This window comes from Nitratiruptor sp. YY08-26 (genome assembly GCF_016593215.1).
GTDB classification, from domain to species: Bacteria; Campylobacterota; Campylobacteria; order Campylobacterales; family Nitratiruptoraceae; genus Nitratiruptor; species Nitratiruptor tergarcus.
This window is the reverse complement of the sequence record NZ_AP023064.1, coordinates 1-14,254: the sequence shown is the minus strand read 5'-3', so window position 1 is coordinate 14,254 and position 14,254 is coordinate 1. Positions and strand designations below refer to the sequence as shown.

Here is a 14,254-nt window from a genome sequence, read left to right as displayed (position 1 = left end):
ATCTAAAGAATGGAAGATATCCAAATATATTTAGATTAATATTATTTTAATAGTTTGAAAAGCAATATGATATATCGTTGTTTATTTCTTTGATTCCATCTCCAAAAAAAGCTGACTATTTTCGGCTAAATATCTTTTGATAAATTTTCGAATCTCTTTACTGGCATCACTATCTTTATACTTGGCGATTTTCATAAATTTTTCCCATAAATCTTTTTCCACTCTAATTGTTTTATGAATTTTTTCGCTCTTCACACCTCTCTCCTTAAAGTAAATTAATATTATTTAAAATATACATACAATATTATAACGTATACAGTTGGAATCGATGTAAAGCTTAAAAAGAACACTAGTATAGGTATTGAAAATCATAGTTTTCAACTCATTTTAGCAAAAATTATCTTTAGTAGGTTTGGCTTTGCGAAAATCTGAGATCGGTATATTTGATCAATTTTATCTTTATTGCTTTTCAAATTGGTCTCATTTTTTCAATTTCAGCTATTTCTAAAATACTGTGGTATATTATAAAATAATATTGTTTCGATATTTATATATTATTAAAAGGTTATTGATGGGTAAAGTAATCGCGATCGCTCACCAAAAAGGTGGAGTAGGTAAATCAACTATAGCTTTGAATCTGGCAGTTGAGTTTTCCAAACGTCTTTCTTTGAAGGTGGTAGATCTTGATTATCAAAAAAGTCTTAGTATTTTCAACGAACACCGCAAAGAAAAAGCTCTTGAGCCACTGGACATTCTGGAAGCTAAAGATCCCAAAGAGCTGATGAGAATCATCGATGAGACGAGCGAGCATATTCTTATCGACAGCGGAGGTTTCGATAGCAATCTCAACCGTATCGCACTATTGGGAGCGGATTTGATCATTACTCCAGTATCAAACAATCTCATCGAGATCTATGGCCTGGAGGCTTTCAAAAATATTTTGGAAGAACTCAAAAACATCAAAGCAGATATCAAGGCTCATGTGCTTCTTAATAATGTCAATCCAACAAGCAGCAAGGCCATAGAAGAAATGCGCCATTACATCCAGAAAAGTGACTATTTTGACATGTTTCAAAGCGTTCTTCGTAGAAGAGTCCTCTTTTCCAGGAGCTTTGAAAGTGGACAGAGCGTGATAGAGATGGATGACAAAAGTAAAGCAGCAAAAGAACTGAGTGACTTAATAGGTAATATTGAATCAATATTGTTTAATTATTAAAATAATATCTAAAGGCTATTATATGGGAAAATTTGATGGAATAGAAAAGAAACTGCACAAGGTAGTCAAAAGTGCCTCTTTACAAAATAAAAAAGAGCAAGACAAAAAGAATATTATTATTTATAATGTGCCGGTAGAATGGAGCGAAGCCATTAAAGAACATGGCTTCTCTTTTTCGGCCTATGCCAAAATGGCATTAATCGAAAAGATGAAAAAAGATGGCCTTTTATAAGACTATCCTTGTATATTGATAGAAAAGATCGGTAGCAGCATCGCCGTAATGATAAATCCAATGATACCCCCTACAATGAGCATAAGCATTGGCTCCAACAAAGAGAGGAAAATTGCAATTTTATCTCTGTTCTCTTCCAAATAGAGTTCAGAGAGGTTCTTCAAAATGACAGGAACCTGACTGGTCTCTTCACCCAAAGCAATAGCTTGAACAAAGGAGCGATCGATGATAGTGGCATGCTTGATAAGTGCCGTGGAAAACTTCGAGCCTTCCACCACCTTGCTTGCAGCCTCTTCAAATATCTGCTGAATAACGGAGTTTTTGAGGATTTTTGAGGCCAAATTGATGGCCTGCACAAATGGAATACCGGAATCGAGCAAAACCGAAGCCATATAGGAAAATCTAGCAAGCTCGGAGACTTGAATGATTTTTCCCAAAAATGGGAGTTTGAGCATAAGATAATCGACCATATATTTAAATCGTTGATTGTATTTGACAAGCAAAGAAAATAGTATCACCAAAACTACAATCGTTATTCCCATCTCCAGCCAATAGTTTTTAAAAAAGTTTCCCATATCTACAACAAACTGGGTAATAGGAGGAAGTTCTTGCTTCATCTGCACAAAAATAGCCGTGATTTTGGGAACTACATAGCTAATCATGAATCCCACCATAAAGATGGAGACAATGATGATAAACATTGGATAGGCAAAGGCACTTTGGATCTGCTTGTTGATACGGTCCTGCTCTTTTAAAAAGGTAGCCAGCTCTTCAAGGACATCTTCGAGAGTACCGCTGTTTTCAGCCACCTTGATCGATTGCTTATAAAATGTTGGCAGTTCAATAATAGACTGGGCATCCAATGCCTGATAAAAACTCTTTCCTTCATCCAAATAGGTGATGATGGAACCTAAAAAATTATAGAGCTTTTTATTGCTTGCATATTGGTTTTGAGCTAGACGCAAAGCATTAGCAATCGGGATACCGGCTCGAAGATAGATGGCTAAGTCTCGACTCAGGGTAGCGAGCTCTTGATTTGAAATGGTCCCTTTTCTTTTAAAAGAGATCTTTTCAAGTAAAGAGGCGGTGTGTTCTTTAATAGAGGTAAAGAGGATATTTTTGGCCAAAAGTCTCGCTTTTGCCTCTTGGAGATCTTGGGCTTCTATCACCCCTTTGACGCTTTTACCACTTTTTTTATCGATACCTTTATATTTAAAAATCATTGTTTGCCTTAAAAGTTGTAGTCGCTACTATCGGTAGGAATCCAAGGGGTTGGATCGAAAAGATCTTGGGCTTTAGCGATACTTTTGACGATGCGTACAGGATGCAAATAGGAGTAAAAAACATAATATCTCTTCTCATACTCCACGATATAACTCGAACCGCTCCCATTGGGATAGAGATCATATTCAAAGCAAACATCCTTTGGCATATTTCCTTCAAAAAGAGGAACAAATCGTACTTGGGAGAGCATACCGTGGATATCAAAATCGTACACTTTTGGCTCTGATCTGAAAGAGAAGGGAATCTTTTCTCTTTTTTGTCCATCCAAAAAGAGGTAACAACTTCTGCCTTGATCTACACATCGAAGCTTAACAGATTCATTAAAATCATACGATGAAAGGAATTCATGTATATCTTCGAGCCCCAAGCGCTTTATTTCCTCCTCTTTACTATTTAGGCGCTCGATAAAAATGCCATAGATGATGGAAATGATGAGAATGACAATGAGAAGCTCAAAAAGGGTAAAACTACTTTTTGAGGCAATCTTCATAACTGATATCTTTGTTTTCGTCCCTACCGCCTTCCTTGCCGTCGGCTCCTAAAGAGATAATGTTGAATCCATTGTCCGTTTTGACATAGATGTAGGGGTGTCCCCAAGGATCTTTTGGAATCTGACCGTTGGCGAAATAGCCTTTTGGCGAGTAGTTTGGATATCTTTCAGGATCTGGATTTTTAACAAGAGCTTTGAGCCCCTCTTCCGTATCGGGATAGCTTCCGTTATCAAGCTTGAACATTTTCAAAGCCTGGGCGATACTTTGCATCTGCACACAAACCAACTTCTGTTTAGCTTCTTCGCTTTTACCAATCAAATTTGGCAAGACCAAAGAGGCTAACAGGCCAAGAATGATAATAACGATCATAAGCTCCATTAAAGAAAATGCTTTTTTCATTAAGTTCCTTATTCATAAATTATTACTTAGTTTATATAGAAGATAAAGCTGTCGCTTTTTGATTCTATCTTATTACATTTCTTTTAGTATAATTTTGCGAAATTATATCTTAAAAGCTTTAACATTGAAAAAATCGATTATTTTACTTATTACTCTGATACTCATTGTCGCTATCTCTTCTCTTATCGCTGTGGGACTCCATATCGTCCAGAGCGCTTCTAAAGAGGTACAACAAAAAAAGGCTCTTGTCCAGATAGCTACTTTTGTCCACGACATCGCCAATATTCTTAAGCAAAAAAGCCAAGATATCAACAGTTCCGATGGACTCGAGATACTAATATCCTTACCCATAGATTTCACATCTGACGAGATAGAGGTTCATGTCTCCTTCGATTCTGCCGCCAAAGGAATCAATCCAAACAACTTTTTTAAAAAAGAGCAAAATAAAACGGTTCTTAATTACAACTATATACTATTATTTGATAGAATTCTACAAACAAATAATGTTCAGAATAAAGAGCTCTTTTTGGCACTCATCGAAGATAGTCTAGACAAAGATCTAGACGAGCGGATTCCTGGTAGCGAAATAGCACTCTATGATAAACGATTTGCCCAAGGGCGTATTGAAAATTTCCAAAAATTTATGATGCTCATTAATCACTATGTTTTGTTAACAGAAGATTCAAATATTTATACAATCCCTTGGAAAAAGATTTTGGGGTTTTATAATAAAAAAATAGATTTTAACTATATTTCGCCAAAACTTTTGAGCTACATGCTCCCCTATTTGGATATAGAGAGTCTCAAAAAGCTCACGATAGACAAAGAAATGAACTATGATGACTGGAAAGAACTTCCTTTAGCCAAAGAGTACAAAGATGAACTTAAAAAGTATGATATTACTTTTTTCGTTCCTGTTATTCAAGGAAAATTGAGAATCAAACAGGGGCAAGAGCGTAGTTCTGCCATATTTATCTATAATATAAAAGAAAAAAAGGTAGTGGATATTGGCTATAAAATCAATTGAGATAGCAGTTTTAGATAAAGAGAGCGATACACTTGTTTTCAACAAAGGGATACTCATTCTCTCTCCATCCCTGTACTGGTTTGTAAAAGAGAAGATGAAAATCCCTCTCTCTCAAGCCAAAAAAATCGCTCCATCGATGTTTGAAGGAATCATTCCATCTGGAAAGTACAGCTACTTTGTCGAAAAGGTGGGTGAGGAGTATTGGTTTTTTGCCTATCAAGACAGCCAGATTTTAAACAAACTCTCTGAGCTTGGCATTAAACCATCACAAGTGAGCAAAGTCTATCTGGCTCAGCTTGCTTTAAAAGATATACAAGAGCCTATCGATGCCGGCAACAAGATTCTCATCAACGAACAAGGCACCATCATCGCCCTTCCTAAATCGATGTTTCCTATCGAGGCCAAAAAGCTCTCACAAATCCAATTTGATCTTCCAAAAAGATCCTTGCCTCTTCGATCCTATACTAATTTGGTTATCTCCGAAGAGATTTTATATCGATTCTCCATTCTTGTTTTCATTACCATCGTCGCATATGCAGTGGAGACCTTTATCCATAAAAAGAATTTTGCTACACTCTCTGCCAAAGAGCAGGCGATTATGAGCCAATATCATCTGCCACCCACCACTATTCAAATCAAAAACATCATCGCCTCTTTAGAAAAGATCCAAAAGCAGCAACTAGCCATCCGAGACGATCTCGATGCTATTTTACGTATCCCTCTGGCTCCAACAGAATTTTTCCAGTCTTTAAGTATTGGCAAAGATATCCGATTTGAGATTGCTCTCATTGATCCCAAACGAGCGGAGCTTATCAAAAACTATCTTGTCAAAAAGATTCATGTATTGGATATGCAGCTGCGAGGAAAAATTTTATCTGTAAAGTGTAGTCTATGAATAGAATAAACCCCCTCTATATCTCAGCCTTTTTAGTGGTAATTTTGCTAGTAATCTGGTACCAAGACCATAAAATCCAGCGACTTGTGGGGGAAAAATCTAAGCATCTCTATCAGCTAGAGAAGGTCGGCAAAAAAGTCGCCGTTCTTCGCAACTATTGGGGAGATAGCAAGCTTCAACAGCAACGTGTTTTACAACTTGTCAACTCTCCTCTTATCAAGCCATTTGTCAAAAAGAGCCGAAAAGGAAGAGAACGCTACAAGATAGTTATCGAAGGGATCGATGCCAGCAACGCCGACAGAATTGCCGATAAGATATTTAACTCCTTCGTCAAAGTAGGAGCCTTTTCAATTACAAGAAAAGATAAGACAAAAATCTCAATGGAAGTGGAGTTTCGGTATTGAAAAAATTTGGCAAAGCACTCATCTATTTCATACTTTTTATCCTCTTTTTCGTAGCCTTCGCACCCAAAAAACTGCTCTATTATAAAATTGAGCATCTCTTGGCTCCCCAGCAAATTATCATCAGCGACGAGACACTCAAAGAAAATCCCATTGCTTTTTTGGCCAAAAATGGAACTTTATATGTCAAAGATATTGAGGTTGGAATATTCGAATCCCTTGCTATCTATCCCGACATCTTTTTTAATATGATTGATCTTAAAAATTTTCACTCTAACAAAAAGATCTCTTTGATCCCAGCAATAGATATCAATAGGTTTCGTATCTTTTATACCCCTTTTTATCCTATAAAGATTTTATTACGAGGAGATTCCCGTATTGGGAAAATTTCAGGCTCTATCGATCTTTTTGCAAAAAAAGGATTTATAGATGTTTTTACAACAAAGCCTATCAAAATGTTACCACTGAAAAAAATCAAACAAGGTCAGTACCGGTATGAATTTAGCTATTAACCAAAATATTTTAAAACTTTTTCTTAGTATCTTCACTATCGCTGTTTTGGCTAAAATCGCAACTATACCTCTTTATTTTTTCTTGCCCCACTTTGGCATAGAGAAGAGTCCAGAATACTCTATCAATCTTTATAAGCGCTACCATGTAGTCAAAGCCTTTGGCATCGTACCTGTCAAAAAGAGTAAACCTGTTGTCAAAAAGCCGATCTATCAACTCACAAACCTCAAACTCAAAGCAATCTACAGCGAAAAGGATAGAGGGGTCATTGCTATTGAAGAGAAAGGCAAACTTATCTTTCTCTCCACAGGTGAAAGCTTCAAAGGCTACAAACTTATTGCCGTCAAACCGGATAGAGCAATCTTTGAAAAAGACGGCAAACACTACGAACTCAAACTAGAAGAGAAGGGACTCAAAGGCAAATATAGCATCTCTTTAAAAGAGCAGATGCTCTACAATCCAGAGGAGGTAAAATTTGCTGTCTTGAAGCGAGATATCGACCACTATAAAAAGCATTTCAATGATATCTGGAAAAACATCTCCATCCAGGAGCAGATCGATCCAAAAACTAAAGGACTTACCGGATTCAAGGTCACTAGCGTCAATAAAAACTCCATTTTTGGTAAAATCGGCCTACGTAAAGGGGATATCATTGTAGGAGCTAACAACAAAACATTTCGCTCCTATTCCGATGTACTTAGATTATACAACAACATAGACAAATACAACTCCATCAAACTCAGCATCATACGAAACAACGAAAAAAAGGATCTAGAATATGAGATATATTAAAATAGTTCTCATAGGTATATTGCTCGCATCTTCCCTTTCGGCGAAAGAGAAAAAGACCATCTATGCTACTCAAAAAGAGGTAGTTAACATAAAATTCAACAACCTCAAAATCCAAGATTTTATCCAGATGGTCGCCAAGATAATTCATAAAAATATCTTACTTACTATTCCCGTTCCTGGAAACGTCAATTTCATCTCTTCAGCTCCTGTGTATAAAGATGAGCTATTCAATATCCTCATCGATGTTTTGGATGCCAAAGGATTTACCCTCGTCGAAGATGGCAACTACCTCAAGGTAGTACGATCATCCAGAGCTGTCAAAGAGGGTCTTGACTTCGTTTCAAAAACTCCAGGGGTAATGCGTACTACTATTATCCGAATCAAAAACGCCAATGTCGATATCGTAGCCGCTCGTATTAGACAGTTTCTCTCCATAGGGGGTAAAATCATCACCTTGCGAGACACAAATAGTATGGTTATCGCAGATTACCCAAAAAATATCCAGATTATTAAAAAGATTGCTGCTTTTATCGATCAAGATCCTTCCAACAAAATGAAAATCAAATTTATTGAGCTCAAATACGCCAAAGCCAGCAGAATCATTGGACAAGTGACCAAAATGGCTAAAGCGACAATCAACCAAAAGATCCCAACCAACAAGATAGAACTTCTTAGCGACGATGCCACCAACTCCATCATTCTCATCGCTACCCAAGAAAATATCCAAAAACTACTTCCCTATATCAAAAAACTGGATGCTAAAGATCTTGCAGGTGAGCAACGAATTGCAGTGATTCCTCTACAAAATGCCGAAGCTAAGGATTTAGTCAAAACAATCAACGATCTTTTAGCCAAAAAGAAGTATCCCAAAGAGTCTGAAAAACCAACTATCAGTGTTGATGAAGAGATGAATTCTCTCATTGTCTCTGCTAAAGGCGAAGATATCGAAATGATCAAAGGGATGGTCAAGCTTTTAGACCGTGAACGCCCACAAGTCTACATCATGGCAAAAATCGTTGAGATCAGCGAATCCAAAGCCAAGCAAATTGGGCTCAAATATGGCCTAGAGGGTGGTAAAGTAACCTCTAATGCTTTGTATACTGCCGCAATGAATCTAGGAGGTAGTTCTATTGTCTCTGGGGCTATCAATTCCTTACTCAAAATGCCAGAAAACATCACCGAAGGGGTGGCTTTAGGAGCATTTATCGACTTTTTAAGCAGTGAAGGTGCTGCAGAGGTATTGAGCGAGCCATCATTGCTCTGTATCAACAACAAAGATTCTTCTATTTATGTGGGAAAAACAGAATCTGTCCTCACAAGTTCAGTACAGGGTAATTCTACTACCGATTTAGCTAGAAACACCTATAAGCGTCAAGATATTGGTCTAACGCTCAAGATAAAACCAAGAATCTCTTCTGGAGATAAAGTGACTATCAAAACGAGCCTGATCCAAGAAGACACTGCTGGAGGACAGCCTGGACTTCCTATTACAACTAAACGGCAAGTAGAAACTACTGCTATTGTAAGTAATGGTGAGAGCGTAATCCTTGGAGGACTTATTAAAGCAAAATATGATGATAAAGAGACAAAAATTCCTTTTTTAGGAGATATACCTGTTGCTGGTAATCTTTTTAAAGATAAAGAAAAAATTCGGGATAAAGTTAATTTAGTAGTAATTCTTACGCCATTTATCATTCAAAACAGTGAAGATATGAAAAAACTCAAGCAAACCCTCTATCGACTCAATAGACTAGAAGAGCGCTATTATGATATATTGATCCATAAATTGAAGATAAAAGGAGTTTCCAGAGGTGCTCAACCTACAACCAATTCACGACATTAATCTTGAGCCAGCATTTCCGGAGAATGTCGATCTAAAACTGGCTATTAAAAATTATGTCCTCTTTACCGAAAAAGAGGGCAAAACCTCTATCGCTCTATCCAAACACCATATGGCAAGAGCCTTCGATTTTCTTTCCAAATTTGAGTTTGAATACCCTATCATTTTTTTGGACAAAGACTCATTCGATAGACTCTACAATAAGGCTTTAGAGCTTCGCACTGACAAAGAGCTGAGCAATCTAAGCGAAAGTACCGGTGCAGAAGAGGAGTTTGAAGAGGATCTCTCATTAGCTGAGTTTTTACGCACATCAAGCGACTTGCTTACAAGTGAAGAGTCTGCACCTATTATCAAATTTGTCAACGCTCTTTTTTATCAGGCAATCAAAAAGCATGCAAGCGATATCCATATCGAAGTGCACGAACACAAAGGCATAGTACGCTTCCGTATAGATGGAGTTCTTATTAAACATGCCGAAGTAGATAATAAAATCATTAATCTCATAATCAGCCGTATTAAAGTCATATCCAATCTCGATATTAGTGAAAAGCGCATACCACAAGATGGACGTACACAGGTAAAAATTGCTGGAAAAACACTTGATATCCGGGTATCAGTTCTTCCTACATACTATGGTGAGCGCGTTGTTATGCGGATACTAATGGAGAGTGAAGATATTCCACATTTGACAGAATTAGGATTTAAAGAAGAACTCACAAAAGAGCTTGATTCTCTCCTTAAAAACTCCCATGGCATTATCCTTGTCACAGGTCCTACAGGAAGTGGTAAATCTACCACTCTCCACTCATTTTTGCAGCGTATCGCCACGCCAGATAAAAATATCATTACCATAGAAGATCCGGTAGAATACAAAGCAGACAATATCAACCAGATCCAGGTTAATGTCAAAGCGGGCCTCACTTTTGCTGCAGGCCTTCGTTCAATTCTTCGCCAAGATCCCGACGTCATCATGGTAGGGGAGATCAGGGATAAAGAGACAGCACAAATAGCTACACAAGCTGCACTTACAGGACACTTGGTATTTTCCACACTCCATACCAATACTGCTACAGCATCTATCACAAGACTTCTTGATATGGGTATAGAACACTATCTCATAGCCTCTTCATTACTAGGAGTTTTAGCTCAAAGACTTGTTAGAAAACTCTGCCCTCACTGTAAGGCTGAAGATACTATTGCAGAGGAGTATGCAGAGGAATTCAGCCTTCCAAAAGGGGCCACCATCTATAAAGCAGTAGGATGCAAAGAGTGTAACTATACCGGCTACCAAGGACGCCAAGCTATCGGAGAACTCTTCATCATGGATGATGATTTTCGCACTATGCTTAAAGGCGAAGTAAGCGATCATGAAATTAGAGAAAAGGCGATCCAAAAAGGGATGAAGACTCTCGCTGATCAGCTCAAAGAAATGCTACTCAATGGCAACACCTCTATGGATGAGGCTATTCGTGTAGGACTCAAAGAGTCCTGATATCTTCTCTGCTTCAAAGCAGGAGAGGAATATCTTATTATCTATCTTGCTCTTTTCATCTTTTGCTGTGCATTACAAAATATAGATATCTAATTTTGATAACCAGCTCCAATACGCACTTTGGAAGTTTTATCCTCTTTGAAGCTTACTCTTATACAAATGTACTCATTTATCCCTAAAACCTCTATTCACTCCTCACAATATGACAAGTTTTTAGAGCTTGTTTTTGATATTTTTTTAGTTTTTTGGTTCCAATTTTTTCCCTATTTCGCTTTCAAAAACTTTATTTTCAAAAATCAAGCTTTTTTTGAAAAAAGATTTTATATTAATTTTTACTTATTCTACTTATATATTTTTATATATTTATTTTTTTGAATCTTATTATATAAATAAGAATTTATTTTTTATATTAATAATAATTTTATTCCAAAGATTATCTTATAAAATAATGAATTATTTAGATGATTTCTGATAAGATAATCATTTATATTTATTATTGAACTGCTTTCTTAAACTCAGACATTTTACGGCATAACTCAGACATTTTACGGCATAACTCAGACATTTTACGGCATAACTCAGACATTTTACGGCATAACTCAGACATTTTACGGCATAACTCAGACATTTTACGGCATAACTCAGACATTTTACGGCATAACTCAGACATTTTACGGCATAACTCAGACATTTTACGGCATTTGTAAATTTTTATTAGACGCTTTTAAATTAGTCTGATATAAAATATTGACAAGATCAAGGAGAAAATTATGGAAAAAATTGCTAATTCTGAGCAAATTATATTAACTTTACATAATAATTTTATTGAAGCTATATATAGTCTAAGTTTAGATGCGAAAAAAATTCTTCTTTCTACATTTCTACACATCGACAAAAAAACCGGAAATATCAAAATTCACCGAGAAGATCTGATTAAAGAAGTAGGTATAGATCCTAGAAAATATAGAAAAGACCATCTAAAAGCAATTTTCAAGGAGTTGATGACAAAAGTTATCGAAATAAAAGATTTAGATAATGAAAAAAATTGGGTACTTTTACAACTTTTAAAAAAAGTGGAATATAAAAATGGATATTTCGAAACCTCTATTTATCCAGAACTTTTACCCTACTTTGAAGAGGCACAAAAAAGACTTTTTACTCGATTCAACATTCAAAATATCAAACCTCTTACATCTATATATGCTATTCGCATTTATGAACTTTGTAAAAAAATCGATAAAGAATCTAAACATCAAGAGATACCTATCCAAGCTCTTAAAAGAATTCTTCAAATCGAAAATAAATATAACCAGATCTCCGATTTTCGTAAACGTGTCCTGGAGACTGCAAAAAAGCAGATCAATAAAAATACCGATATCACTATCGATTATCAACTTATCAAAGAAAGGAAAAAATATACAAAAATTGGCTTTACTATAAAAGATAGTTCGGCCCAAGAAAAAAAAGATCTTAAACAACTTCAAAAAGAACTTTTGAAAACATATCAAGGAAAAATGATCAATAAAAAATACTCCCCTACCGAACTTCCATGGACAGTTTTAGATATTGCTGTCTACAGCAAGGATTATATTAAGCTTACTATAACCGATAAAATTCGAACATCACAAATAACTCTTTCTTTAAAAACTTTACCTTCCATCTTTCTATAATTACTATTTTTGCTTAAGATTGAAGAGAAGATTTCACTATCTAAGACTGTTAATAAAAAATAAAGACTAATAAATTATATTAAGCAAATTCTTCAATTCTTAACCCTCACAATATGACAAGTTCCCTCACAATATGACAAGTTTATTCCCCCAATTTGGGAAATAACTCCCCCAATTTGGGATTTTTACATTCCTGAAAGTACCATAAAATCGAGATTTTTTTGTTTTTCAAATATTCAAGTATTTAGTAATTTAAAATCTGTACTAAGAATCTTGATAGATATATTTCAAGAAAGATAGAACAACCTCGTTATTTTTTAAAAATAAAATTAACTATATTCATAAATAAAAATTTAATTATATTAACTTTCTCAAAACTTGTCATATTGTGAGGGATAAAAGAAGTCCAAGATCCAAACGATCCTCACAATATGACAAGTTTTATCAAAATGGGTGAAAGTAGACTTTTAGATCCAAACGATCCTCACAATATGACAAATCCTTCAAATCACTCATAAATCAATTTTAAGCCACTTTTTTATTTAGACAAGGAAAAAATTATAAAATTGAAAAAAATCAATCTACAGGCTTTCTAGATAGCTTTATGAGCTATATTTGAAAAGAATAAGAAGATGTTTTTACAAATTCTCAAAACTTGTCATATTGTGAGGGATAAAAGAAGTCCAAGATCCAAACGATCCTCACAATATGACAAGTTTTATCAAAATGGGTGAAAGTAGACTTTTAGATCCAAACGATCCTCACAATATGACAAATCCTTCAAATCACTCATAAATCAATTTTAAGCCACTTTTTTATTTAGACAAGGAAAAAATTATAAAATTGAAAAAAATCAATCTACAGGCTTTCTAGATAGCTTTATGAGCTATATTTGAAAAGAATAAGAAGATGTTTTTACAAATTCTCAAAACTTGTCATATTGTGAGGGATAAAAGAAGTCCAAGATCCAAACGATCCTCACAATATGACAAATCCTTCAAATCACTCATAAATCTAGTAAAGAGCGTTTAGGAGCTTCAAAATCTCTATACTTACCTGTTTTTGGATCATAATATTTCTCTGCATCCAAAATATTATATTTATAAGCCAACATACCTCGATAAAGAGTATCCAATCCCTCAAATGTATCTTCTAAAATCGCACTTTTGAGTTGCGATTTATATTTTTCCAAATTTTTCATGGAAAGTTCATCTTCTCGGTGCCGCAAATACCAATCTATCAGTTCATCTACTCGTTTATAAGGAATTCTCAACTTTGGATATTCTGGCTTTTTTTGCCAAAAAAAAACAAAAAATTTCTCTTTTTTATCGAAAAAACACTCTATTTTTTCTCCTGTGATCTTTTCGATTTCATTGAGCCCTCGTTTTATACCTCTAAGCATTCCAGAGGGCGTTTTATAATTTGTTCCAAACTTTTTATTGAGTTCCTCAAGATCCTTTTTTACAATTCCAAGATTGATATCTTGTGCGGACTCTTCAAGCTTATAATATCTTCGATACATCTCATAGATTTTTAAACCATATTTTGTTTTAAATTTACTGCATATTTCTAAATTGAGTTCAGTATACCCTACCTTTTGTTTCAATACTTCGATCATCATATCTGAAATCTCAAATTCTATATAATTTTCCTTTTCTACCCATCTAACTGCCTCTTTCAAAAAACTTATCGATGCCCATTTTGCTTTTTTCCCTTTATAAGTGAAATCTCTAACCGATACAGGATGTCGTAAAATCCCGATAGCTTCGTATATCCTCTCTACATTACCATCGGAACGAAGTCCTAAAAGCTGCTTGAGCTCTTGTAAAGACATGACAAATTTATTGCCTTCACGCTCATATTTATAATACAAAGCATTGAGAAGCTTGTCTGGTAAAACCTGCTTCGAAGATTTTGGGATATATCCATCAGTCAGGCTGTTGTGTTTTTTTATAGCGGGCAGCTTGATTTTTTCTATGGCCATGAGATTTCCTTTTTACAATAA

Annotated in this window: 15 protein-coding genes; 10 read left to right on the top strand and 5 right to left on the bottom strand. The window is 35.4% G+C overall.

Going from position 1 to position 14,254, the window contains the following annotated elements; translation table 11 throughout:
- Positions 1 to 81: 81 nt before the first annotated feature.
- On the bottom strand, positions 82 to 255 hold the full coding sequence (locus JG738_RS10255; protein WP_199201756.1) for a hypothetical protein: 174 nt from the start codon (positions 253 to 255) through the stop codon (positions 82 to 84).
- 316 nt (positions 256 to 571) lie between these two features.
- Here JG738_RS10255 and JG738_RS10250 point away from each other — a divergent pair, with 316 nt between their 5' ends.
- Positions 572 to 1,216: a ParA family protein gene (locus JG738_RS10250; protein WP_199201755.1), complete on the top strand. Its 645-nt coding sequence runs from the start codon at positions 572 to 574 to the stop codon at positions 1,214 to 1,216.
- Positions 1,217 to 1,238: 22 nt separating this feature from the next.
- A complete protein-coding gene (locus tag JG738_RS10245; RefSeq protein WP_199201754.1) occupies positions 1,239 to 1,448 on the top strand; it encodes a hypothetical protein in 210 nt (69 codons plus the stop codon).
- A 2-nt stretch (positions 1,449 to 1,450) separates the two neighbouring features.
- Here JG738_RS10245 and JG738_RS10240 read toward each other — a convergent pair whose 3' ends face one another.
- Genes JG738_RS10240 through gspG form a run of 3 tightly spaced genes read right to left on the bottom strand, consistent with a single transcriptional unit; the run spans position 1,451 to position 3,622 of the window.
- Positions 1,451 to 2,671 (bottom strand): type II secretion system F family protein, encoded by a 1,221-nt coding sequence (locus JG738_RS10240; protein ID WP_199201753.1) that lies wholly within the window; start codon positions 2,669 to 2,671, stop codon positions 1,451 to 1,453.
- A gap of 8 nt (positions 2,672 to 2,679) precedes the next feature.
- A complete protein-coding gene (locus JG738_RS10235; protein ID WP_199201752.1) occupies positions 2,680 to 3,222 on the bottom strand; it encodes a hypothetical protein in 543 nt (180 codons plus the stop codon).
- Positions 3,200 to 3,622, bottom strand: coding sequence for a type II secretion system major pseudopilin GspG (gspG, locus tag JG738_RS10230; protein WP_199201751.1), 423 nt, complete (start codon positions 3,620 to 3,622; stop codon positions 3,200 to 3,202). The genes JG738_RS10235 and gspG overlap by 23 nt, the downstream gene beginning before the upstream one ends.
- A 124-nt stretch (positions 3,623 to 3,746) precedes the next feature.
- Between gspG and JG738_RS10225 the strand changes: the two genes are divergently transcribed.
- From JG738_RS10225 to JG738_RS10190, 8 genes are all read left to right on the top strand, one after another.
- The gene (locus JG738_RS10225) at positions 3,747 to 4,649 is read left to right on the top strand and encodes a hypothetical protein (RefSeq protein ID WP_201338764.1); all 903 of its coding nucleotides are present in this window, start codon (positions 3,747 to 3,749) and stop codon (positions 4,647 to 4,649) included.
- Positions 4,630 to 5,544: a hypothetical protein gene (locus tag JG738_RS10220; protein WP_199201749.1), complete on the top strand. Its 915-nt coding sequence runs from the start codon at positions 4,630 to 4,632 to the stop codon at positions 5,542 to 5,544. Before JG738_RS10225 ends, JG738_RS10220 begins: the two co-directional genes overlap by 20 nt.
- Positions 5,541 to 5,948, top strand: coding sequence for a hypothetical protein (locus JG738_RS10215; protein WP_199201748.1), 408 nt, complete (start codon positions 5,541 to 5,543; stop codon positions 5,946 to 5,948). The genes JG738_RS10220 and JG738_RS10215 overlap by 4 nt, the downstream gene beginning before the upstream one ends.
- On the top strand, positions 5,945 to 6,457 hold the full coding sequence (locus JG738_RS10210) for a hypothetical protein (protein WP_199201747.1): 513 nt from the start codon (positions 5,945 to 5,947) through the stop codon (positions 6,455 to 6,457). Before JG738_RS10215 ends, JG738_RS10210 begins: the two co-directional genes overlap by 4 nt.
- A complete protein-coding gene (locus JG738_RS10205) occupies positions 6,441 to 7,247 on the top strand; it encodes a PDZ domain-containing protein (RefSeq protein ID WP_199201746.1) in 807 nt (268 codons plus the stop codon). The genes JG738_RS10210 and JG738_RS10205 overlap by 17 nt, the downstream gene beginning before the upstream one ends.
- A complete protein-coding gene (gspD, locus tag JG738_RS10200) occupies positions 7,234 to 9,090 on the top strand; it encodes a type II secretion system secretin GspD (protein WP_199201745.1) in 1,857 nt (618 codons plus the stop codon). The genes JG738_RS10205 and gspD overlap by 14 nt, the downstream gene beginning before the upstream one ends.
- A complete protein-coding gene (locus JG738_RS10195; RefSeq protein WP_199201744.1) occupies positions 9,059 to 10,579 on the top strand; it encodes a GspE/PulE family protein in 1,521 nt (506 codons plus the stop codon). Before gspD ends, JG738_RS10195 begins: the two co-directional genes overlap by 32 nt.
- A gap of 770 nt (positions 10,580 to 11,349) precedes the next feature.
- Positions 11,350 to 12,249 carry a replication initiation protein gene (locus tag JG738_RS10190; RefSeq protein WP_199201743.1) on the top strand — a complete coding sequence of 300 codons (900 nt, stop codon included), beginning with the start codon at positions 11,350 to 11,352 and terminating at the stop codon, positions 12,247 to 12,249.
- 1,006 nt (positions 12,250 to 13,255) lie between these two features.
- On the opposite strand, the gene JG738_RS10185 is transcribed toward JG738_RS10190, so the two are convergent.
- Positions 13,256 to 14,233 carry a replication initiation protein gene (locus JG738_RS10185; RefSeq protein WP_199201742.1) on the bottom strand — a complete coding sequence of 326 codons (978 nt, stop codon included), beginning with the start codon at positions 14,231 to 14,233 and terminating at the stop codon, positions 13,256 to 13,258.
- Between the last annotated feature and the right edge of the window lie 21 nt (positions 14,234 to 14,254).

Excerpts from the sequence above, each read along its gene's own strand:
- JG738_RS10250 (WP_199201755.1), top strand. The coding sequence starts at position 572 with ATGGGTAAAGTAATCGCGATCGCTCACCAAAAAGGTGGAGTAGGTAAA.
- JG738_RS10245 (WP_199201754.1), top strand. The coding sequence starts at position 1,239 with ATGGGAAAATTTGATGGAATAGAAAAGAAACTGCACAAGGTAGTCAAA.
- JG738_RS10240 (WP_199201753.1), bottom strand. The coding sequence starts at position 2,671 with ATGATTTTTAAATATAAAGGTATCGATAAAAAAAGTGGTAAAAGCGTC.
- JG738_RS10235 (WP_199201752.1), bottom strand. The coding sequence starts at position 3,222 with ATGAAGATTGCCTCAAAAAGTAGTTTTACCCTTTTTGAGCTTCTCATT.
- gspG (WP_199201751.1), bottom strand. The coding sequence starts at position 3,622 with ATGAAAAAAGCATTTTCTTTAATGGAGCTTATGATCGTTATTATCATT.
- JG738_RS10215 (WP_199201748.1), top strand. The coding sequence starts at position 5,541 with ATGAATAGAATAAACCCCCTCTATATCTCAGCCTTTTTAGTGGTAATT.
- JG738_RS10205 (WP_199201746.1), top strand. The coding sequence starts at position 6,441 with ATGAATTTAGCTATTAACCAAAATATTTTAAAACTTTTTCTTAGTATC.
- gspD (WP_199201745.1), top strand. The coding sequence starts at position 7,234 with ATGAGATATATTAAAATAGTTCTCATAGGTATATTGCTCGCATCTTCC.
- JG738_RS10190 (WP_199201743.1), top strand. The coding sequence starts at position 11,350 with ATGGAAAAAATTGCTAATTCTGAGCAAATTATATTAACTTTACATAAT.
- JG738_RS10185 (WP_199201742.1), bottom strand. The coding sequence starts at position 14,233 with ATGGCCATAGAAAAAATCAAGCTGCCCGCTATAAAAAAACACAACAGC.